Source organism: Paenirhodobacter sp. CAU 1674 (assembly GCF_029222945.1).
Lineage (GTDB): Bacteria > Pseudomonadota > Alphaproteobacteria > Rhodobacterales > Rhodobacteraceae > Rhodobacter.
This window is the reverse complement of sequence record NZ_JARHUH010000001.1, coordinates 68,297-85,919: the sequence shown is the minus strand read 5'-3', so window position 1 is coordinate 85,919 and position 17,623 is coordinate 68,297. Positions and strand designations below refer to the sequence as shown.

General features: G+C 65.1%; 19 protein-coding genes and 1 tRNA gene. 5 read left to right on the top strand and 15 right to left on the bottom strand.

Annotated elements, in window-relative coordinates; all coding sequences use genetic code 11:
• Nucleotides 1-2 precede the first annotated feature (2 nt).
• The 5 genes from P2G62_RS00400 to fabI all read right to left on the bottom strand — a co-directional run bounded on the left by P2G62_RS00400 (nucleotide 3) and on the right by fabI (nucleotide 5,284).
• A complete protein-coding gene (locus P2G62_RS00400; protein ID WP_275732871.1) occupies nucleotides 3-1,853 on the bottom strand; it encodes a SurA N-terminal domain-containing protein in 1,851 nt (616 codons plus the stop codon).
• Between the two features lie 65 nt (nucleotides 1,854-1,918).
• Nucleotides 1,919-3,100: an aminotransferase gene (locus tag P2G62_RS00395; RefSeq protein ID WP_275732870.1), complete on the bottom strand. Its 1,182-nt coding sequence runs from the start codon at nucleotides 3,098-3,100 to the stop codon at nucleotides 1,919-1,921.
• 210 nt (nucleotides 3,101-3,310) lie between these two features.
• Complete coding sequence (gene gpt, locus P2G62_RS00390; protein WP_275732869.1) at nucleotides 3,311-3,817, bottom strand: xanthine phosphoribosyltransferase; 507 nt, start codon at nucleotides 3,815-3,817, stop codon at nucleotides 3,311-3,313.
• Nucleotides 3,818-3,829: 12 nt separating this feature from the next.
• A complete protein-coding gene (locus tag P2G62_RS00385) occupies nucleotides 3,830-4,447 on the bottom strand; it encodes a LysE family translocator (protein ID WP_275732868.1) in 618 nt (205 codons plus the stop codon).
• Nucleotides 4,448-4,450: 3 nt separating this feature from the next.
• On the bottom strand, nucleotides 4,451-5,284 hold the full coding sequence (fabI, locus tag P2G62_RS00380; RefSeq protein WP_275732867.1) for an enoyl-ACP reductase FabI: 834 nt from the start codon (nucleotides 5,282-5,284) through the stop codon (nucleotides 4,451-4,453).
• Nucleotides 5,285-5,424: 140 nt separating this feature from the next.
• On the opposite strand from fabI, the gene pdxH reads away from it, so the two are divergent.
• The 4 genes from pdxH to P2G62_RS00360 all read left to right on the top strand — a co-directional run bounded on the left by pdxH (nucleotide 5,425) and on the right by P2G62_RS00360 (nucleotide 7,450).
• Nucleotides 5,425-6,048 carry a pyridoxamine 5'-phosphate oxidase gene (pdxH, locus tag P2G62_RS00375; protein WP_275732866.1) on the top strand — a complete coding sequence of 208 codons (624 nt, stop codon included), beginning with the start codon at nucleotides 5,425-5,427 and terminating at the stop codon, nucleotides 6,046-6,048.
• A 143-nt stretch (nucleotides 6,049-6,191) separates the two neighbouring features.
• Nucleotides 6,192-6,731, top strand: coding sequence for a cold shock domain-containing protein (locus tag P2G62_RS00370; RefSeq protein WP_275732865.1), 540 nt, complete (start codon nucleotides 6,192-6,194; stop codon nucleotides 6,729-6,731).
• Nucleotides 6,701-7,189 carry a DUF192 domain-containing protein gene (locus P2G62_RS00365; protein ID WP_275732864.1) on the top strand — a complete coding sequence of 163 codons (489 nt, stop codon included), beginning with the start codon at nucleotides 6,701-6,703 and terminating at the stop codon, nucleotides 7,187-7,189. Before P2G62_RS00370 ends, P2G62_RS00365 begins: the two co-directional genes overlap by 31 nt.
• A gap of 184 nt (nucleotides 7,190-7,373) precedes the next feature.
• Nucleotides 7,374-7,450 (top strand) — tRNA-Pro (locus P2G62_RS00360).
• Between the two features lie 102 nt (nucleotides 7,451-7,552).
• Here the strand turns inward: P2G62_RS00360 and P2G62_RS00355 are convergent.
• The 10 genes from P2G62_RS00355 to P2G62_RS00310 all read right to left on the bottom strand — a co-directional run bounded on the left by P2G62_RS00355 (nucleotide 7,553) and on the right by P2G62_RS00310 (nucleotide 15,981).
• Nucleotides 7,553-7,942: a hypothetical protein gene (locus P2G62_RS00355; RefSeq protein WP_275732863.1), complete on the bottom strand. Its 390-nt coding sequence runs from the start codon at nucleotides 7,940-7,942 to the stop codon at nucleotides 7,553-7,555.
• Entirely contained in the window at nucleotides 7,939-8,325 is a 387-nt protein-coding gene (locus P2G62_RS00350; protein ID WP_275732862.1) for a response regulator, read from the bottom strand. The genes P2G62_RS00355 and P2G62_RS00350 overlap by 4 nt, the downstream gene beginning before the upstream one ends.
• Entirely contained in the window at nucleotides 8,316-9,194 is an 879-nt protein-coding gene (locus P2G62_RS00345; RefSeq protein ID WP_275732861.1) for a protein-glutamate O-methyltransferase, read from the bottom strand. Before P2G62_RS00345 ends, P2G62_RS00350 begins: the two co-directional genes overlap by 10 nt.
• Nucleotides 9,191-9,658 (bottom strand): chemotaxis protein CheW, encoded by a 468-nt coding sequence (locus P2G62_RS00340; RefSeq protein ID WP_275732860.1) that lies wholly within the window; start codon nucleotides 9,656-9,658, stop codon nucleotides 9,191-9,193. Before P2G62_RS00340 ends, P2G62_RS00345 begins: the two co-directional genes overlap by 4 nt.
• A 5-nt stretch (nucleotides 9,659-9,663) precedes the next feature.
• Nucleotides 9,664-11,880 (bottom strand): chemotaxis protein CheA, encoded by a 2,217-nt coding sequence (locus P2G62_RS00335; RefSeq protein WP_275732859.1) that lies wholly within the window; start codon nucleotides 11,878-11,880, stop codon nucleotides 9,664-9,666.
• Nucleotides 11,881-11,891: 11 nt separating this feature from the next.
• Nucleotides 11,892-12,257, bottom strand: a complete 366-nt coding sequence (locus P2G62_RS00330) for a response regulator (RefSeq protein ID WP_275732858.1) — start codon at nucleotides 12,255-12,257, stop codon at nucleotides 11,892-11,894.
• Nucleotides 12,254-12,529: an STAS domain-containing protein gene (locus P2G62_RS00325; RefSeq protein ID WP_275732857.1), complete on the bottom strand. Its 276-nt coding sequence runs from the start codon at nucleotides 12,527-12,529 to the stop codon at nucleotides 12,254-12,256. The genes P2G62_RS00330 and P2G62_RS00325 overlap by 4 nt, the downstream gene beginning before the upstream one ends.
• Before the next feature lie 111 nt (nucleotides 12,530-12,640).
• Entirely contained in the window at nucleotides 12,641-13,615 is a 975-nt protein-coding gene (locus P2G62_RS00320) for a glucokinase (protein WP_275732856.1), read from the bottom strand.
• Between the two features lies 1 nt (nucleotide 13,616).
• Nucleotides 13,617-14,939 (bottom strand): GH1 family beta-glucosidase, encoded by a 1,323-nt coding sequence (locus tag P2G62_RS00315; protein ID WP_275733202.1) that lies wholly within the window; start codon nucleotides 14,937-14,939, stop codon nucleotides 13,617-13,619.
• The gene (locus tag P2G62_RS00310) at nucleotides 14,920-15,981 is read right to left on the bottom strand and encodes a substrate-binding domain-containing protein (protein ID WP_275732855.1); all 1,062 of its coding nucleotides are present in this window, start codon (nucleotides 15,979-15,981) and stop codon (nucleotides 14,920-14,922) included. Before P2G62_RS00310 ends, P2G62_RS00315 begins: the two co-directional genes overlap by 20 nt.
• A gap of 283 nt (nucleotides 15,982-16,264) precedes the next feature.
• Here P2G62_RS00310 and P2G62_RS00305 point away from each other — a divergent pair, with 283 nt between their 5' ends.
• A complete protein-coding gene (locus tag P2G62_RS00305; protein WP_275732854.1) occupies nucleotides 16,265-17,617 on the top strand; it encodes an ABC transporter substrate-binding protein in 1,353 nt (450 codons plus the stop codon).
• The last annotated feature ends 6 nt before the right edge of the window (nucleotides 17,618-17,623 follow it).

Sequence of the window (17,623 nt, the reverse complement as noted above, 5' to 3'; positions counted from 1 at the left end):
CCTTACTGCATCTGCGCCTGCACCGCGTTGATCGCGGTGGGGTCGATGGTCATGCCCGCCTCGGCCTCGGCGGCCCGGGCGTAGAAATCCAACAGATCGTTGGCGATGGATTGAGAAATCTGGGTCTGGGCCATTTCGCGCACCTGCGCCACGTCGTCCGAGGCGGGGTCGGCGGCATGCACCGTCTCGACCGTCACCACAAGAACCCGCTCGCCCTCGGTCACCACGCCCACCTTGCCCGGTTCGGTGGTGAAGGCGGTGTCGATCAGCGCGCGCGGCTGGCCTTCCAGATAGCCGCCGCGCGGCAGCTTCGCGACCGAGGTCAGCAGCACACCCTGCGCGCCCAGCGATGCACCCGACTCCACGGCGGCGGCAATCTCGGCGGCGCGTTCGGTCTTCAGCCGGGTCAGTTCGGCGGCACGCCAGGCGGTGGCAACCTGATCGCGGACCTCTTCGAACGGGATCAGCGCGGCCGGGGTCACCCCGTCCAGCCGCAGCGCAAAGACGCCGCCATCGTCCAGATTGCCCAGTTCCGGGAAATCCTCGGCCGTGACCTTCTGCGCGGCCTCGCGGAAGGCTTCATAGCCCGCGATGTCGGCATCGGTATCGGGCGCCATCGAGATATGGCCCAGCTGCATGTCGGTTTCCTCGGCCATCTGTTCAAGCGTCGCGCCGCCTGCCAGACGATCCTCCAGATCGGTGGTCATGTCGCCGATCATCCGGCGCGCGCGATCGGCGGCCGCTTCGGAGGACAGCTCGGCCCGGGCATCTTCGAAACTGGTTTCCTGCGCCGGGATGATCGCATTCATCGCATAAAGCGCGGGGCCCAGATCGGTCTCGATCGGGCCTGCGACACCGGGTTCGCTCAGCGCGAAGACGGCATCGCCCGCTTCGCCCAGCTCGTCCTTCGACGGCTCGCCCAGGTCGATGTCTTCCAGCGTCAGCCCGCGCTCGGCCGCCAGATCGGCAAAGCTCGCCTGACCTGCGTCATAGCGCGCCTTGGCGGCCTGCGCTTCTTCCAGCGTCGGATAGACCAGCTTCTCGACCAGCCGCTTTTCCGGCTGCACAAATTCGTCGCGGCGGCTGTCATAGGCGGTGCGCAGCGCGTCCTCGTCCAGTTGCACCTTGTCCATCAGCATGTCGGGCGTCAGCCAAACATAGCTGATCTCGCGCGTTTCGGGCCGGGTGAACTGATCGGCGTGTTCGCTGTGGAAGGCGCGCAGCTGGTCCTCGCCCGGTTCGGCCACGGCTGTGGTCAGATCGGCCTCGGTCAGTTCGGCATAGGCGATGTCGCGGGTCTCGGTGATATAGGCGGCATAGGCATTGGTCGTGGCCTCGGGCGCGCGCAGCCCACCGGCCACGGCGCCTTGCAGGATCGAGCGCGCGATGTCGGCACGCAGCTTGGATTCGAACTCGGCCTCGGTGAAGCCTTCCTGACGCAGGGTCAGACGATAGGTCTCGCGGTCGAACTTGCCATCCAGCCCCTGAAAGGCGCGGGCGGCGGTGATCTGGCGGTGCAACTCGGCATCGCCTGCCGACAGGCCGATCACCCGCGCGGCCTCGGTCACCGCGGCCTGACCGAACATCTGGCCCTGCACCTGACGATCAAGACCCAGCGACTGCGCTTCGGCCAGCGTCAGCGGACGCCCGATCTGGGCGGCGGCGGCGTTCATTTCCTGCCGCAGCGCGCGGGCGTAGTCATTCACCGAAACATCGGTTTCGCCGACCGATCCGATGGTGCTGATCCGGCCCGAGAAATTCGCCATCCCGAAGCCGCCGAGCCCCAGAACGAGCATCGCCAGAAGCACCCAGACCACCATGTTCTTGCCATGGCTACGCAGCTTGTTCGACATGCTCGATCCTCCCGGGATTAGGCTGTTTTGGGGTGTTTAGGGCTTTGACGGTGGGGCCGCAAGGCTCAGGGCGCCAAAGCGGCCAGCCGGCGCATCAATTCCGCGATGCCCGCCACGTCGACATTGGCGAAGGCGATGCGCAGCTGGCGCTGGCCTGCCGGGTCGCTGGCGGGTATGAACATCGTGCCGGGCAGCAGCAGCACGCCCGCCTCGCGCACCAGCGCGCGGGCGAATTCCGGCGACGGGCGCGGGTCGGGGTGGGCGACATAGGCGAAATAGGCGCCACAGCCGAGCGTCTGCCAGCCGGGCAAGTCCGCCAGACCCTTGGCCATCGCCGCGCGCCGCGCCAGGATTTCGGCGCGTTCGCCCGCCACCCATTGCGACAGGTTCCGCATCCCCCAGAGCGCCGCGATCTGGCCCAGCTGGTTGGGGCAGATCGCCACGGTATCAAGGAATTTCTCGACCTCGGCCAGCCGCGCGGGGCTGGCGACAATCGCGCCGACGCGATGCCCGGTCAGACGATAGGCCTTCGAAAAGCTGTAAAGATGAATGAAATTCGCGTCCCAGCCGGGATCGGTGAACAGATCATGCGGCGCGCCTGTGCGGGCGTCGAAATCGCGATAGGTTTCATCGACAATCAGCGCCAGCCCGCGGGCCTGCGCCAGATCGTGGAAGGCGCGCAGCAGTTCGGCGGGGTATTCCGCGCCGCCCGGGTTGTTCGGGCTGACCAGAACGATGGCGCGGGTGGCGGGGGTGATCAGCGCGGCGGCGGCCTCGGGGTCGGGCAAAAGCCCGGCGCCGGTCGCCAGCGGCACCGTGCGCACGCCCTGCATATCGAGCCACATCTTGTGGTTGAAGTACCACGGCGTCGGCAGAATCACCTCGTCGCCCGCACCCGCCAGCGTCGCCATCACCGCGCAGAAGGCCTGATTGCAGCCCTGGGTGATGGCCACCTGAGCGGGCGCGATCGCGCCGCCATAGGCCGCCGACCATTGTGTGGCCAGTTCGGCGCGCAATTCGGGATTGCCAAGCACGGGCCCGTAAAGATGGGCGGCCGGATCGTTCAGCGCGGCCTCGGCAATCGCGCGGCGCAGCGCTTCGGGCGGCGGGTCGACCGGCGCGGCCTGGCTGACGTTGATCAGCGGGCGTTCGGGCGGGAAGCTGACACCCTCGAGCCAGCGGCGCGCCTCCATCACCGGGGGGGCGAAGGTTGCGGCCAAAGCGGGGTTCAGGGGGGAAAGTGTCATGGCATCCTCGGGCTGTTGGCGCCAGATCACCACCCCGCTGCGGCCTTGGCAAGGGCGGACGCCTCCGGCGGGGGAGTATTTGGGCCAAGAAGAAACCGCAATCGCATGACGCTGCCGCCGAAGGGCCGAAGCGCGAAGGATTTCTCCTGGCTCAAATACTCCCGCCGGAGGCTGCGACGCCGGCCCAGGCGGAGGGCCGGGCAGAGGCGCTCAGGCGTCGGTGCCGCGGAACGGCTGGACGTATTGCAGCGCCATGTCCCAGGGGAAGAAGATCCAGGTGTCCTGGCTGACCTCGGTGACATAGGTGTCAACGAGCGGCTTGCCCTTGGGCTTGGCGTAGACGGTGGCGAATTGCGCCTTGGGGAACAGCTTGCGCACCAGTTCCAGCGTCTTGCCGGTGTCGACCAGATCGTCGACGATCAGGATGCCCTCGCCATCGCCCATCAGATCCATCTGCGGCGATTTCGTCACCACCGGCTCGCGCTGGTCCTGATGGCTGTAGGATTTGACCGAGATCGTGTCGACCACCCGGATGTCGAGTTCGCGTGCGATCACCATCGCGGGCACCAGGCCGCCGCGGGTGATACCGACCACGGCCTTCCAGGCGCCGTTGTCCGGGCCCTTGCCGTCCAGCCGCCAGGCCAGCGCGCGCGCATCGCGGTGCAGTTGATCCCAGCTGACGTGGAAGCCTTTTTCATGCGGCAGACGTTCGGTCATGGAGGTTGCTCCTCAGGACAGGGCGAGTTTGGCCCCCAGCAGCGCCAGCAGCGCGCCAAAGGTCCGTTCGATCGCGGTTTTCAGGTTGAGATAGAAGCTGCGGGTGCGTGGCAGCGAAAAGATCCGCACCACCAGCGCATTCCAGCCCGCATCATTGACGAAGATGATCGCCAGGATCACGCCATAGGCCCAGGCAGGCGCTTCGGGCGGCACGAAGGTCAGGAAGATCGTGCCGAAGAACACCGCGGGTTTGGGGTTGGCCAATTGCGTGGCGACGCCTTGCCATATCAGCCCCAGCGTGCCGCGTGCCGACTGTTCCTCGCTGATGCGGGTATCCAGCGGCTCGGGCGCATGGCGCCACATCTTCCAGGCCAGATACAGAAGATAGGCCGCGCCTGCATATTTCAGAACGCTGAGCAGGGCGGGGGCCACGCGAAACAGCACCGCCAGACCGAACAGCGCGGCCAGGGCCCAGATGCAGGCGCCCAGGCCCAGGCCAACGGCCAGCCAGGTGCCGCGCAGGAAACCCTCGCGCAGCCCGGTGCGGGCCGCGAGCAAAACCGCGGGCCCGGGCGAGATTGCCGCCGCCAGATGCACAAGATAGATCGCGGCAAAGGCGGCGAGCGTCATGGATCAGCTCTTCGCGGACGAGGGCGGCGCGGTGACCGTGGCAATGTCGGGGGCGTCGACCGCTTTCATGCCGACGACGTGATAGCCCGCATCGACATGCAGGTTCTCGCCCGTGGTGCCCGAGCCCAGATCGGACAGCAGGTAAAGCGCGGCCTTGCCGACCTCTTCCTGCGTCACGTTGCGGCGCAGGGGCGAGTTCAGTTCGTTCCACTTCATGATGTAGCGGAAATCGCCGATGCCACTGGCGGCCAGCGTCTTGATCGGGCCGGCCGAGATCGCGTTGCAGCGGATGCCGACCTTGCCCAGATCCTCGGCGATATATTTCACCGAAGCCTCCAGCGCGGCCTTGGCAACGCCCATCACGTTGTAATGCGGCATCACCTGTTCGGCGCCGTAATAGGTCAGCGTCAGCAGGCTGCCGCCATTGGGCATCAGATCCGCCGCGCGGGCACAGATCGCGGTGAAGGAATAGACCGAGATGTCCATCGTCATCGTGAAGTTGTTGCGCGAGGTGTCGACATAGCGGCCGCGCAGCTCGTTCTTGTCCGAGAAGCCGATCGCATGCACCACGAAGTCGATCGTGCCCCAGGCATCCTTCAGCCCGGCGAACAGCGCGTCCATGCTGGCTTCGTCGGTCACGTCGCATTCGAACAGCAGGGGCGTGCCGAGACTGGCGGCCAAAGGCTCCACCCGTTTCTTCAGCGCTTCGCCCTGATACGAAAAGGCGAGTTCCGCCCCGGCATCGGCGCAGGCCTTGGCAATGCCCCAGGCGATGGATTTGTCATTCGCCAGGCCCATGATCAGACCGCGTTTGCCCGCCATCAGGTTATTTGACATCTCGGGTTTCCCTCGCTTCCCTCTGGTAAGTGCGAAAGCATTAGGCGAAAGCTTGATTGGCATCAAGGCCGCCAAGCCGCTTCTGTGGTATCGAAAACAGGGCAGGCCGGGGGAGCAACGTCTGCACGTCAGGAGGCAACATGAGTGACAGAAGCGGGATTTTCGCAGGCGATGATCCGTTTGCCATTGCGCAGAAGTGGCTTGCCGAGGCCGAAGCCAGCGAGATCAACGATCCCAATGCGATTGCGCTGGCCACGGTGGATGCTAACGGGCTGCCGAATGTACGGATGGTCCTGCTGAAGGAAATCGAAGGGCAGGGCGCGCCCTCGGGTGGGGCCTTCGTCTTCTATACCAACTACACCTCGGCCAAGGGGCGCGAAATCGAAGCGGCAGGCAAGGCGGCCTTTGTGCTGCACTGGAAGTCGCTGCGCCGCCAGATCCGGGTGCGGGGGCTGTGCACCCGCGAAGAGGGGCCGCAGGCGGATGCCTATTACGCCTCGCGCTCGCTCAAGTCGCGCCTGGGCGCTTGGGCGTCGCATCAAAGCCAGCCGCTTGCCTCGCGCACGTCCCTGATGGCCGAGGTCGCCCGGGTCACCGCCGCCCATGGTCCGAACCCGAAGCGCCCGCCGTTCTGGGGTGGGGTCCGGATCACGCCGCTGGAGATCGAATTCTGGGCGGATGGCGCCTTCCGGCTGCATGATCGCTTCCGGTGGAGCCGCCCAGAACCGTCCGAAACATGGAGAATCGATCGCCTCAACCCCTGAATTTCACGCTTCGTGAATTAATCAGGTATGGAATACCTTACTTTTTGCACTTGAATCCCGCCCTCTTCGTGTGAGACTTGGTCAGCACCTCGCTTGTCTCGCGGCAAGACGACAGCCAGCGATGCCAGTAACGGAAGAATGAGATGGAAGACGCACAAATAGATTTGCGACAGGTGACGGGCCGGGTGAAGTGGTTCGATCCGGGCAAGGGGTTTGGCTTCATTCTCGATACAGAGGGTGGCCCCGATATCCTGTTGCATGCGAATGTCCTGCGGAATTTCGGCCAGGGTTCGGTCGCGGATAACGCCGGAATTACCGTGACGGTTCAGGTCACGCCCCGCGGCGCGCAGGCGGTCGAGGTTCTGGCCATCGCCCCCCCGGAAGGCGAGGCGATGCGCCCCGCGCCGATCGAGGATCTGGGAGACAGCGACCCGGCCGAGATTGCGGCGCTGCCGCTGGAGCCGGCGCGGGTGAAGTGGTTCGACAAGGTCAAGGGCTTTGGCTTCGCGAATGTGTTTGGCCGCCCCGAAGATGTGTTTATTCACATCGAAGTGCTGCGGCGCTCGGGGTTTGCGGATCTGGGCCCGGGCGAAGCGGTGTGCCTGCGGGTTATCGAAGGCAAACGCGGCCGGATGGCGGCGCAGGTGGTGTCATGGGAAACGGCCTTGCGCGAGGTGCGCTGAGCGCGCTGTTCTGGGCAGGCTTCGGTCTGCAGATGGCGCAGGCGGCGGCCTGTCGCGCCGATCTTGCGTTGTTTTCCCTGCCACGGGGGGGCGAGGCACGGTTCAGCATCGAGCTGGCCGATACGCCCGCCGAACGGGCGCAGGGGCTGATGGCGCGCACGTCATTGCCCGCCAGCACCGGGATGCTGTTCATCTATGAGACCGAGCGCGAAGTCGCGTTCTGGATGAAGAATACCCTGATTCCGCTGGACATGATCTTCATCGACGCCACCGGGGAGGTTGTCGCGGTGCACGAGAATGCCGTGCCGCTGGACGAGACCCCGATTCCCTCGGGGGTGCCGGTACAGATGGTTCTGGAAATCCGCGGGGGGCTGGCACGTCGGATCGGGCTGGTGCCGGGCGCGCATCTGGCCCATCCGGCGATAGACCCCGCGCGTGCACTGCTGCCCTGCGACTAAGGGCTTTCCCTTGGCAAAAGGCCCGGTTAGGAAGAGGCATCGGCCTGCCACAGCCCGATCATGCCGGTGCCGTAGGTACGGGGGAATGGTCAGAACGTCTGTCGCGGTCGCAGGGGGTTGAAATGTCGTTTCCCGTATGCAGGTGGTTTGCATCGCGTGGTTTCGACGATACAAGGCCCCGAGTCAGCCCGTAGCGCAGTCTGGTAGCGCGTTGGTTTTGGGTACCAAAGGTCGTGAGTTCGAATCTCACCGGGCTGACCATTTCAGGAGTGCATCAGATCTGGCGCATGCTTTGCGGGTTATTCCTCCCTCGGGGTCGGCCGCCTGTTCTGTGCATGCGCCCTTGTCAGGGCGGACCGCGTTTCAGAGCCACTGGATATCTCCCTCCGACTCATGCTCTTGAACGGTCTTTTCTTGCGCGGGGTCCAGGTTTGTAATCAATTCATGCAGCCGCAGGCGTGACAGGATCGGCACTGCGTGCAGCTTCACGTCCTTGGGCATTTCACCTGAAACCGCAGCCATCAGGCGCCCGAGATCTTCGAGCGCCTGGGTGATCCGGTCGATGCCCTGCAGGCCGCGAATGGCTTGTGGATCGGTATGTTCTGCGAAATGACACATCGACAGGGCGCGCTGCACGTCCGAAGACAAGCGCGCAAGCGTATCCAGCTCGTCTCCGATCCGCGCCGCAAGCGCATCCAACGGCAGATCGCGCCGGGGCGGCGGAACGGTTTCCTGACTGGAGGCGATCATCATAGCCGCCCCACGACGGCTTCGATGCAGGCCCTCAGTTCTTGCGGTGTGAAGGGTTTCTTCAGGAAGTTGTTCATGCCGAGCCGGCGCCCGGTGTCGATGATTTCCTTGTCGGCCCGCCCGGTGATCAGAATGAACCCGAGCCCTTTGGTCTTGGGGGCGCTGCGCAGGGCATGCAGCAGTTGCAGGCCATCCATTCCCGGCATGTTATAGTCGGAAATAACCAGGTGGACCGGCGTTTTTTCCAGAATTTGCAGGGCGCCCGGCCCGTCGGTAGCGTAGCCGATCTGTCGTATTCCCATGGCGTCGAGCGCCTGGGTAATCAGGCCACGGCTGGTGGACATGTCGTCCACCACCATGATTCTGAGTTGATCTCTCAATGCCATTGCGTGCCTCCATCTGTCTGGCCCGCATCGGGCAGTCGATATGTGGTGATCCCGGCGGTCTTGAAGGCGCTTGCACCGTCCAGCGCCACACGTTCGGAATGACCGACGAACAGCCAGCCGCCGGGGTTCAGCGTGGCTTCAAGACGGTTCCAGAGACGCTGCTGCGCCTCGGGGGCGAAGTAGATCACGACATTGCGGCAGAAGATGATGTCGAAACGGCCCTTCATCGGCCAGGGATCGTGCAGGTTCAATTCCCGAAAGCTGACGCAGTCGCGCACAGGCTGAATGACGCGCTGACCATCAGAGGTCGGCTCGAAATATTTGCGACGCAGGGCCGCGGGCACGGCCTCTACAGTTGCGCTCTCATAGGTGCCGGCGCGGCCGCATGCGATCATGACCGGGTCTATATCCGTTGCCAGAATACGAATATCGAGCCGCGCAAAATCACTTGCCATCTCTGCCAGGACCATGGCGATCGAATAGGCCTCCTGGCCGTTCGACGACCCGGCGGACCAGATGCGCACCCGTCCACCCGCCCGTGCGCGCGCCAGCAGCGGCGGCAGGGCGGAGTTGCGTAGCGTCTCGAAATGATGGTTTTCCCGGAAGAAGTGCGTGACATTGGTGGTCAGCGCCGAGATCATTTCCTTCCGTTCGGCCTGCCCCGCGTCCGATGTCAGCAGGCTGATATAGCTGCCGTAATCGCTCAGGCCGAGGGCGCGCAGTCGTTTGGCCAGTCGTGACTGGACCATAGAGCCCTTTCCGGGGGCAATGACGATCCCGGCATGTTCGTGCAGGATTGCCGCGATTGCCCGGAGATCGGCGTCACCGAGTGTGGGCTGTCCGGATGGTGGTGTGAATGCGTGGGTCATGCGGCCTCGGCGGTATCGTCAGGCAGAACCGCGGTGAGATCGAGCACGCGGATCATGCGGCCCTCCACGATCGTCAGGGCTTCGATGAAACTATGTGCCGTATCGGCGGCAAGCTCGGGCGGGGTCTGCAATTCGCTGCGAGGCAGCGCCAGGATGTCGGACACGGCATCGACCAGCAGACCCGCAGTTTGGGTGCCCACCTGAACGACGATAATGACATTGCGCACATCGCCCTCGACCGGGGGCATGCCCAGGCGCACTGACAGATCGACCACAGGCAGGACCGTGCCGCGCAGGTTGATCACACCGCGAACATGGGCCGGGGCATGTGGCAGGGGCGTGGCCCGGGTCCAGCCGCGGATTTCGCGAACCGACATGATGTCGACGCTGTATTCTTCTTCGGCCAGGCGGAACGAGAGAAGCTCGACTTCGGAGGTGCTTTGGGAGGTTTGATCTGCGGTCATGGCTTTCATCCTGCAAGGGCGAGATCGGCGGCGCGCGTGCGGCCGGAAGCATTTTGAACGAGGTCGGCGGGGTCGAGGATCAGGGCGATCTGTCCGTCGCCCAGAATCGTCGCGGCAGCGACACCGGGAATATGGCCGTAGCTCCGCTGCAGCCCTTTGATGACGACTTGGCGCTGTTCCATGATCGCATCGACGACCAATGCGCTGCGGGCGCCGTTTTCCAGTGCCGTCAGCAGGACGATCCCGCCGTCATAAGAGGATTTCGGGCGTCGATAACCCAGTTCGGCCCCGAGATCATAGAGCGGGACAAAGGCGCCGCGTACATGGATGACATTGGTTTCCGGGCCCAGGGCGCGAATATCCCCCTCGGAGAGGGTTGCCGTTTCGAGGATCGAAGATAGCGGCACGACCAAGGTCTCGCCGGCTACATTTACGACCATCCCGTCGAGAACCGCGAGAGTCGGTGGCAGCGAGATCGAAAACCGTGTGCCTTTACCCGGTTCGGAGTGGATCGTGATACGCCCGCCCAACGATTGGATGGCCGACCGCACCACATCCATGCCGACGCCGCGCCCCGACAACGCCGAGACCTGGTTCGCGGTAGAGAAGCCGGGAAGGAACAGCAGATTGTCGATGTCGCTGTCGCTCAGAACGGCATCGGCGGCGATCAGCCCCTTTGCGATGGCGATTTCGCGCACTTTCGGGCGGTTGATCCCCGCGCCGTCATCGCTGACCTCGATGACCACGCGGCCAGAACGGTGCTGCGCGGACAAGGTGATGACGCCTTCGTGGCTTTTGCCCGAGTCCCGCCGTTTGTCCGGGGTTTCCAGACCGTGATCGACGGCGTTGCGGATCATATGTGTCAGCGGGTCCGCCAGCCGTTCGATGACGGTTTTGTCGACTTCGGTCGCCTCGCCTTCGGTGCGCAGGCGCACCTCTTTGCCGACCGCGGCGGAAGCTTCGCGCACGATCCGGGCCATGCGCTGGAACAGCGGCTTGACCGGCTGCGCGCGGATCATCATCACGCTGTCCTGGATGTCGCGGGTCAGCATCATGAAGGCTTCGAGCCCGGTCATCACGGTCGAATTCGGCGGCAGGCCGGCTTCGGCGACCGATTGCGCCAGCATCGCCTGGTTGATCACCAATTCGCCCACCAGGTTGACCAGGCGGTCGATGCGGTCAAGGTCAACGCGCACGGTGGCCGAGGCTTCGGTCGCGGGTTCTTTCGGGGCGGGGGGCAGGGGCACTGCTGCGCCGGGTGGCGGCGCGGCCGCGGCGGGAGGCGCCGAGGGGGCTGCCGGCGCCGGGTCCGGCGTGGCGATGGGGGGCCGGGCGCTGGCCGCTGGCGCAGGGGTGTCTTCGGCGCTCAGCGGCGGCTGCCCGAAGCCCTGATCAAAATCCATGCTGTCACCTGTGGCGCCAAAGCCCATCATCGGGGCGGCTTCAGCCGCGGCCCGGGAAATCTCAAGATCGCTGACATCCTCGACGAAATCGAAGACTTCGCGGATGTCGGCCTCTTCCAGATCACCGGTGACGGTGATCTGCCAGCTCAGCGCCGAATCCTCGGGGGTCAGCGTGTCCAGATCGGGCAGGGCGCCCAGATCGCAGCGGACCTGGGTCGTGCCTAGGCTCGCAAGGGCGCGCAGCAGATGCAGCGGTTCGTTGCCCGAGGCATAGAGCGCCGCGCTGGGGGTGAAGCGCAGCTGCCAGACCGGCGGTTCTCTGGGGCTGTCATCTTCCGTGGCCTCGTTGCCCAGATCGCCGAAATCGAAGCTGAGCCCCATCGGTTGGAAATCGTTCACCTCTTCTTCGGCCGCGGCCGCAGGGCCCGCCCCGCCACCGATCAGCGCCTCGAGCTCGACCAGGCACTCCTCGGCGCCATCGGGCACGGGGCCCGCATCGCGCGCGGCGCGCACATGGTCGTGCAGCAGGTCGGCCGCGTGGAAGAACAGCTTCATCGCGTCGGGGGTGATTGCCAGCCGGCCCGAACGCAATTCATCCAGAACGGTTTCGTAGCGATGGGCAAAGCTCACAAGCGCGTCGAGGCCGAAGGCCCCGGCGCCGCCCTTGATGGAATGAACGGCCCGAAAGACGACGTTGATCGTCTCGTTGTCGTGCTGGCCTTCGTCCATTTCGCCAAGCGCGTCTTGCAGGCTTTCGAGCAGTTCTTCGCATTCGACGAAGAAACTGGCCCGGATTTCTGCCATCGGATCCGTTGCCATCGCGCCCTCCCTCAGCCCGCAACCATCTGCAATGCCTTGACCAGTTTCGGCGGATCGAAGGGCTTGACGATCCAGCCGGTCGCCCCAGCCGCGCGGGCGCGCGCTTTCAGTTCGGGGGCGGATTCGGTGGTCAGCACCAGAATCGGCGTGGCGCGGTGCTTGTCCTGTCCCCGCACCGCCTCGATGAAGCCGAAGCCGTCGAGCCGCGGCATGTTGATGTCGGAGATGATCGCATCGGGTTGGATACCTGAGAGCACTTCGAGCCCATGCACGCCATCCTCGGCCAGGTGCAGGGTGATCCCGGCCTCTGTCAGGGCCAGCTTGAGCATGTCGCGGATCGTGCGGCTGTCATCCACCGCAAGGACTGTCAGGCTCATGCGGCCTCCTCGGATTGCAGGTCCGCCAGATTGACCCCGAAGGTGCCAAGCGCCTCGTCGAAGGCGGCGGAGCGTGGTTGAATGGTCAGTGAATGGCCCTGGGTACGCCAGGTTTTCGCGGCGGCGGCCAGGAGCTGCAGGCCAAGCCCGCCCAGATGCGTCACCGCGCTGGCGTCAAGCACAAGGTCGGCCCCCTTGTGCCCGCGCAGCGCACCGGCCAGTTCGGACGCATGCGACAGATCGAGCCGCGGCGCGAGGGCGAGCGTGGTCATGCGCCACCCCCGAAAAACGTCATGTGAGAAAGGCGCACCTTGTTCCCCTTTCATTCCTGGATGAAAGAGGCTTACCCGCCAGCCGTTAAGATTGGCTTGACGCCAAAACTTTTATCGCGGCTTGCGCAGATTTTGCAGATAGGCGGCGCAGCCGGTCAGCGCGGCATAGTCGTCCTCGACCACCGACACCGAAAATTCCGCCATCAGATCCGAGAAACGCCCCTTGGCGCGAAAGGCGTCGGCAAAGCCGAATTCGTCGAACCACGGCACGAAGCCACGCGCCGCGCCGCCGATCAGATAGATCCCGCCGAAGGGCAGGTGGGTCAGCGCCAGATCGCCCATCGCGCGGCCCAGCATCGTGACGAACAGCTGCCCGGCCTGCCGCGCCACCCGATCGCCCGCTTCCAGCGCCGCGATGATCTGCGAGCCCGGGGTGATCGCATCCTCGTGCCCCGCCAGATAGGCATAGACCCGCTCGATCCCGCGCCCCGAAACGACATGTTCGACCGAGGCGAAGACGTGCTTGGCCTCCAGATAGCGTTTCAGGGCGAAATCGCTTTCGGTGATGCAGGGCAGGGTGACGTGACCGCTTTCCGAGGGCGGCACGACGCGCCCGCCGGGGGCCTCATGCACCGGGGCGGCGTTGAAGCCGGTGCCGACCCCCACCACCAGACGGCTGGCCCCCGCGGCCGGGGTTGCCGTGCCGGGCAGGATCTGGCGCACCATCTGCGGCGCAAGATATCCTAGCGCATGGCCCTGCGCCTGCAGATCGTTCAGAACGGCCACGGTCCCGGCGCCGGTCACCTGGGCCACGGCATGATCCTCGATCACCCAGGACAGGTTGGTCATCGTTGCGACCCCGTCGCGCACCGGCCCGGCCGCGGCCACACAGGCCCCCGCCAGATCGGTGATGCCTTCGGTCCGCATATATTCCGCCAGGATCGGATAGAGCGCGGGCCGTCCGGCATTGGCATATCTGCGGATCGTTTCGGGCAGCAGTCGCCCCCCCTCGGCCAGCGCCACGCGCGTATTGGTGCCGCCGATATCGGCCAGCAGCATATAGCGGTCGGGGGTCGGGTCGATCATGTCAGCCTTTCAATGCCTGCGCCCAAGCGTGATAGGACGCCTTCGGGGTGCGCTGCAAGGTTTCAAAATCCACATGCACCAGCCCGAAGCGCTTTTCATAGCCGAGCGCCCATTCGTAATTGTCCAGCAAAGACCATGCCATATAGCCGCGCAGGGGCACCCCCTCGGCGATGGCGCGCAAGGATTGGGCCAGATGGGCGCGGAAATAGGCGATGCGGTCCGTATCCGTCACCGTGCCCGCATGCAGCACATCGGGGGCCGCCATCCCGTTTTCGGTGATATAGAGCGGCAGCGCGCCGGTGTAGTCGCGCGCGATCCGGGTCAGGAAATGGTGCAGCCCCTCGGGACAGATTTCCCATCCGGTTGCGGTTTTGGGCAAGGGGCCGGGGCGCTCCGTCAGCGCGGGCCAGGGGCCGGGGGCGGGGGCGATCCGCTTGCAGGTGTAATAGTTCACCCCCAGCCAGTCGAGCGGGGCCTGAATCGTCGTGAAATCGTCCTGCCAGCCCTGCGGCAAGTGTCGTGCAAGCCCTTCCAGGGCTTCGGCCGGATACTCCCCCCGGAACAGCGCCGAGACGAAAAACTGGTTGAAGCAAGCGTCATGGCGGGCGGCGGCCCGGGCGGCAGCGGCTGTGTCATCGGCGGGCAAGGCATATTCGAAATTACACACCGCCCCCAGATTGCCCAGACCCGCCGCCCGCATCGCCTGAATTGCGCGGCCATGCGCCAGCAGGACGTGGTGCATCGCCCGGGCGGTGGCGCGGATGTCGCGCAGGCCGGGCGCATGCAGCCCCAGAAAATGCCCCATCCAGCCGACACACCACGGCTCGTTGATCGGCGCGGCCGACCAGATCCTGTCGCCCAGCCGGGCCGCCACGACCTGCGTGTAATCGGCAAACCAGTCGGCACTGTCGCGGTTGCGCCAGCCGCCCAGATCGGCCAGCGCCGCGGGCAATTCCCAGTGATAGAGCGTCAGCGCCGGTTTCAGCCCGCGCTCCAGCATCCCGTCGACCAGCCGGTCGTAGAAATCCAGCCCCTCGGCATTCACCGCGCCGCGCCCCTCGGGCATCACCCGCGCCCAAGAGGTCGAGAAACGATAGACATCGAACCCCGCGCCCGCCAGCAGGTCCAGATCCTGCGGCCAGCGGTGGTAGTGATCGCAGGCGCGCGCGCCATCTTCGGCATGGGCCACATTGCCGGGGGTGGCGGCGAAGCTATCCCAATGGGTCGGCCCGGCGCCGCCCGCGCGATGGCCCTCGATCTGATAGGCCGAGGTCGCGGCGCCAAACACGAAATCGTCCGGGAAATCAGAGCGTTTCGGCAGCATGTTCATTCTGTCTGTTCAGCGCGCGACACGGGCCGGTGGACTGGCCGACAACCAGAACTGCCTCCAGCAACTCGGTTTGCGGCGTGGGGTCACCCGAGGCCACCTGGCGCAGCAGCATCGCCGCGCAGCGCCGCCCGGCCTCGCGCACCGAGGACCGCGTGGCAGTGAAGATCGGCTCCTCTTCTCCGTTTTTCAGATAGCCCAGCTCGTCGTCATGGGTCAGCACCGAGACATCGCGCCCGAGTTTCAGCCCGGCTTCCTCCAGCCCGCGCCGCACCCCCATCGCGGACAGCAGCGATGCGGTCAGATAGGCGGTTGGCGGATCGGCCAGCGCCTGCATCGCACGCGCCGCGGCATGGCCCTGCGCCTCGGTCATCTCGCCCGCGACGATCAGCGCCGGGTCCGCCGCCAGCCCGCGCCCCGCCAGTGCCCGTTCGAACCCGCGCCGTCGGCGCAGCGCAAAATCCATCCCGTCGATGCCGTTGACCAGTGCGATCCGCCGGTGCCCCAGATCGAGCAGGAACTCGGTCGCGCGCTCGAAGGCGCGGGTGTTGTTGACATCGACCCAGGAATAGGGCGCCCGCACCCCCGACGCGCGGCCATGCACCACGAAGGGCAACCCCAGGTCGTTCAGCAGCGCGATGCGCGGATCATGGGCCTTGGGCGCGTGCACGAGGATGCCATCAACATTGCGCTTCGAGCGGATTTCGCGATAGGCGCGCTCCTCGTCATCGTCGGGCACGATGGTCAGCACCATGTCATAGCCCGCCCGGGCATAGACTTCGCCCGCACCGGCCAGGAAATCGGCAAACACCGGGTTCACGATCTCATGCTGGGTCGAGATCGGGATCACATGGCCGATCGCCATTGCCCGCCCGGTCGCCAAGCGCTTGGCCTGTGTGTTGGGCCGGTAATTATACCGCTGTGCGGCCTCGGCCACGCGTTTGCGGGTCGCCTCGTTCACCTCTGGATAGCCGTTCAGCGCCCGGCTGACCGTGGTGGGTGACAGCCCCAGAAGCGTGGCAAGATCCTTGAGAGTCATGACGCAGCCTCCGAAAATCTAATTCAAAGCGCTTTGAATGACTTTGAGATTAGCCCTGCCAGTGGCGGGCGTCAATTGCGTCCCGAGGTCAACATCTGATGCTGCAAGTGCGAAGTAAGCCATGGAAATACTGTGCAAATGCGGCAATCGCTCCGGTTGACTTTTGGCCGGCGATGCGGGAGCCTTCCGGCACTCAAAGCGCTTTGATCTTGTGTCGGGCATCGGGCCCGCATGGCGCCGGATCTGATCCATGGGGCTCGCCCCCCGGTCTTGGGAGGATTGCATGACCAGAACCCTTTTTCTTTCTGTCGCGACGCTGGCCCTGATCGCCGGGTCGGCCGGGGCGCAGGATCTGAAATTCCCCCCGGGCGCGGATGCGCGGTTCGACTGGGCGTCGTATGAGGCGCTGAAATCCATGGACCTGAAGGGGCAGAAGCTGACCATCCTCGGGCCCTGGCTGTCGGCCGACAAGGATCTGGTCGAAAGCGTGCTGGCCTATTTCGAGGCCGCGACCGGGGTCGATGTGCAATATTCCGGTTCCGACAGTTTCGAGCAGCAGATCGTGATCGACGCCGAGGCCGGCAGCCCGCCCGATGTGGCGGTGTTTCCGCAGCCCGGTCTGGCCGCCGATCTGGCGAAAAAGGGTCATCTGAAGCCGCTGGCCGAGGGGGTCGAAGGCTGGATCAAGGAAAACTACGCGGCCGGGGACAGCTGGGCGGCTTATGGCAATTACACCGGGCCGGATGGGCAGGCGCATCAATATGCCTTCCCCTACAAGGCCGATGTGAAGTCGCTGGTCTGGTATGTGCCTGAAAACTTTGAAGATGCGGGCTATGCCGTGCCGCAGAGCATGGAGGAGCTGAAGGCGCTGACCGAACAGATCGTGGCCGATGGCGGCACGCCGTGGTGCATCGGGCTGGGGTCTGGCGGCGCCACCGGCTGGCCTGCGACCGATTGGGTCGAGGACATGATGCTGCGCCTCAACACGCCCGCCGATTACGACGCCTGGGTGCGGAACGATCTGAAATTCGACGACCCGAAAGTGATTGCCGCGATCGAGGATTTCGGCTGGTTTGCGCGCAATGACGCCTTCGTTTCGGGCGGCGCGGGGGCGGTGGCCTCGACCGATTTCCGCGACAGCCCGAAAGGTCTGTTTGCCAGCCCGCCGCAGTGCTACCTGCACCGTCAGGCCAGTTTTATCCCCAGTTTCTTCCCCGAAGGCACGGTGATCGGGCAGGATGCCGATTTCTTCTATTTCCCCGCCTATGCCGACCGCGATCTGGGCCAGCCGGTGCTGGGCGCGGGCACGATGTTTGCCAAGCTGACCGACAACCCGGCCGCCGATGCCTTCATCACCTTCCTGCAATCGCCCATCGCGCATGAGGTCTGGATGGCCCAGACGGGCTTCGTCACGCCCTACAAGGCGGTGAACCCCGACATTTACGGCGATGCGACGCTGAAAAAGATGGGCGATATCCTGCTGAATGCCACGACCTTCCGCTTCGACGGGTCCGACCTGATGCCCGGCGCGATCGGGGCGGGCGCGTTCTGGACCGGTATGGTCGATTACGCGGGCGGCAAGGATGCCGCCGCCGTTGCGCAGGCGATTCAGGCCACCTGGGACACGCTGAAGTAAGCTTTC

What these genes read in the sequence shown, in the direction of transcription:
- gpt (WP_275732869.1), bottom strand. Translation starts at nt 3,817, where the DNA reads ATGACCGAACGTCTGCCGCATGAAAAAGGCTTCCACGTCAGCTGGGAT.
- fabI (WP_275732867.1), bottom strand. Translation starts at nt 5,284, where the DNA reads ATGTCAAATAACCTGATGGCGGGCAAACGCGGTCTGATCATGGGCCTG.
- pdxH (WP_275732866.1), top strand. Translation starts at nt 5,425, where the DNA reads ATGAGTGACAGAAGCGGGATTTTCGCAGGCGATGATCCGTTTGCCATT.
- P2G62_RS00325 (WP_275732857.1), bottom strand. Translation starts at nt 12,529, where the DNA reads ATGACCACGCTCGCCCTCGCGCCGCGGCTCGATCTGTCGCATGCGTCC.
- P2G62_RS00365 (WP_275732864.1), top strand. Translation starts at nt 6,701, where the DNA reads ATGGGAAACGGCCTTGCGCGAGGTGCGCTGAGCGCGCTGTTCTGGGCA.
- P2G62_RS00305 (WP_275732854.1), top strand. Translation starts at nt 16,265, where the DNA reads ATGACCAGAACCCTTTTTCTTTCTGTCGCGACGCTGGCCCTGATCGCC.
- P2G62_RS00330 (WP_275732858.1), bottom strand. Translation starts at nt 12,257, where the DNA reads ATGAGCCTGACAGTCCTTGCGGTGGATGACAGCCGCACGATCCGCGAC.
- P2G62_RS00385 (WP_275732868.1), bottom strand. Translation starts at nt 4,447, where the DNA reads ATGACGCTCGCCGCCTTTGCCGCGATCTATCTTGTGCATCTGGCGGCG.
- P2G62_RS00335 (WP_275732859.1), bottom strand. Translation starts at nt 11,880, where the DNA reads ATGGCAACGGATCCGATGGCAGAAATCCGGGCCAGTTTCTTCGTCGAA.
- P2G62_RS00370 (WP_275732865.1), top strand. Translation starts at nt 6,192, where the DNA reads ATGGAAGACGCACAAATAGATTTGCGACAGGTGACGGGCCGGGTGAAG.
- P2G62_RS00350 (WP_275732862.1), bottom strand. Translation starts at nt 8,325, where the DNA reads ATGGCATTGAGAGATCAACTCAGAATCATGGTGGTGGACGACATGTCC.
- P2G62_RS00340 (WP_275732860.1), bottom strand. Translation starts at nt 9,658, where the DNA reads ATGACCGCAGATCAAACCTCCCAAAGCACCTCCGAAGTCGAGCTTCTC.
- P2G62_RS00315 (WP_275733202.1), bottom strand. Translation starts at nt 14,939, where the DNA reads ATGCTGCCGAAACGCTCTGATTTCCCGGACGATTTCGTGTTTGGCGCC.
- P2G62_RS00400 (WP_275732871.1), bottom strand. Translation starts at nt 1,853, where the DNA reads ATGTCGAACAAGCTGCGTAGCCATGGCAAGAACATGGTGGTCTGGGTG.
- P2G62_RS00345 (WP_275732861.1), bottom strand. Translation starts at nt 9,194, where the DNA reads ATGACCCACGCATTCACACCACCATCCGGACAGCCCACACTCGGTGAC.
- P2G62_RS00395 (WP_275732870.1), bottom strand. Translation starts at nt 3,100, where the DNA reads ATGACACTTTCCCCCCTGAACCCCGCTTTGGCCGCAACCTTCGCCCCC.
- P2G62_RS00355 (WP_275732863.1), bottom strand. Translation starts at nt 7,942, where the DNA reads ATGATGATCGCCTCCAGTCAGGAAACCGTTCCGCCGCCCCGGCGCGAT.
- P2G62_RS00310 (WP_275732855.1), bottom strand. Translation starts at nt 15,981, where the DNA reads ATGACTCTCAAGGATCTTGCCACGCTTCTGGGGCTGTCACCCACCACG.
- P2G62_RS00320 (WP_275732856.1), bottom strand. Translation starts at nt 13,615, where the DNA reads ATGATCGACCCGACCCCCGACCGCTATATGCTGCTGGCCGATATCGGC.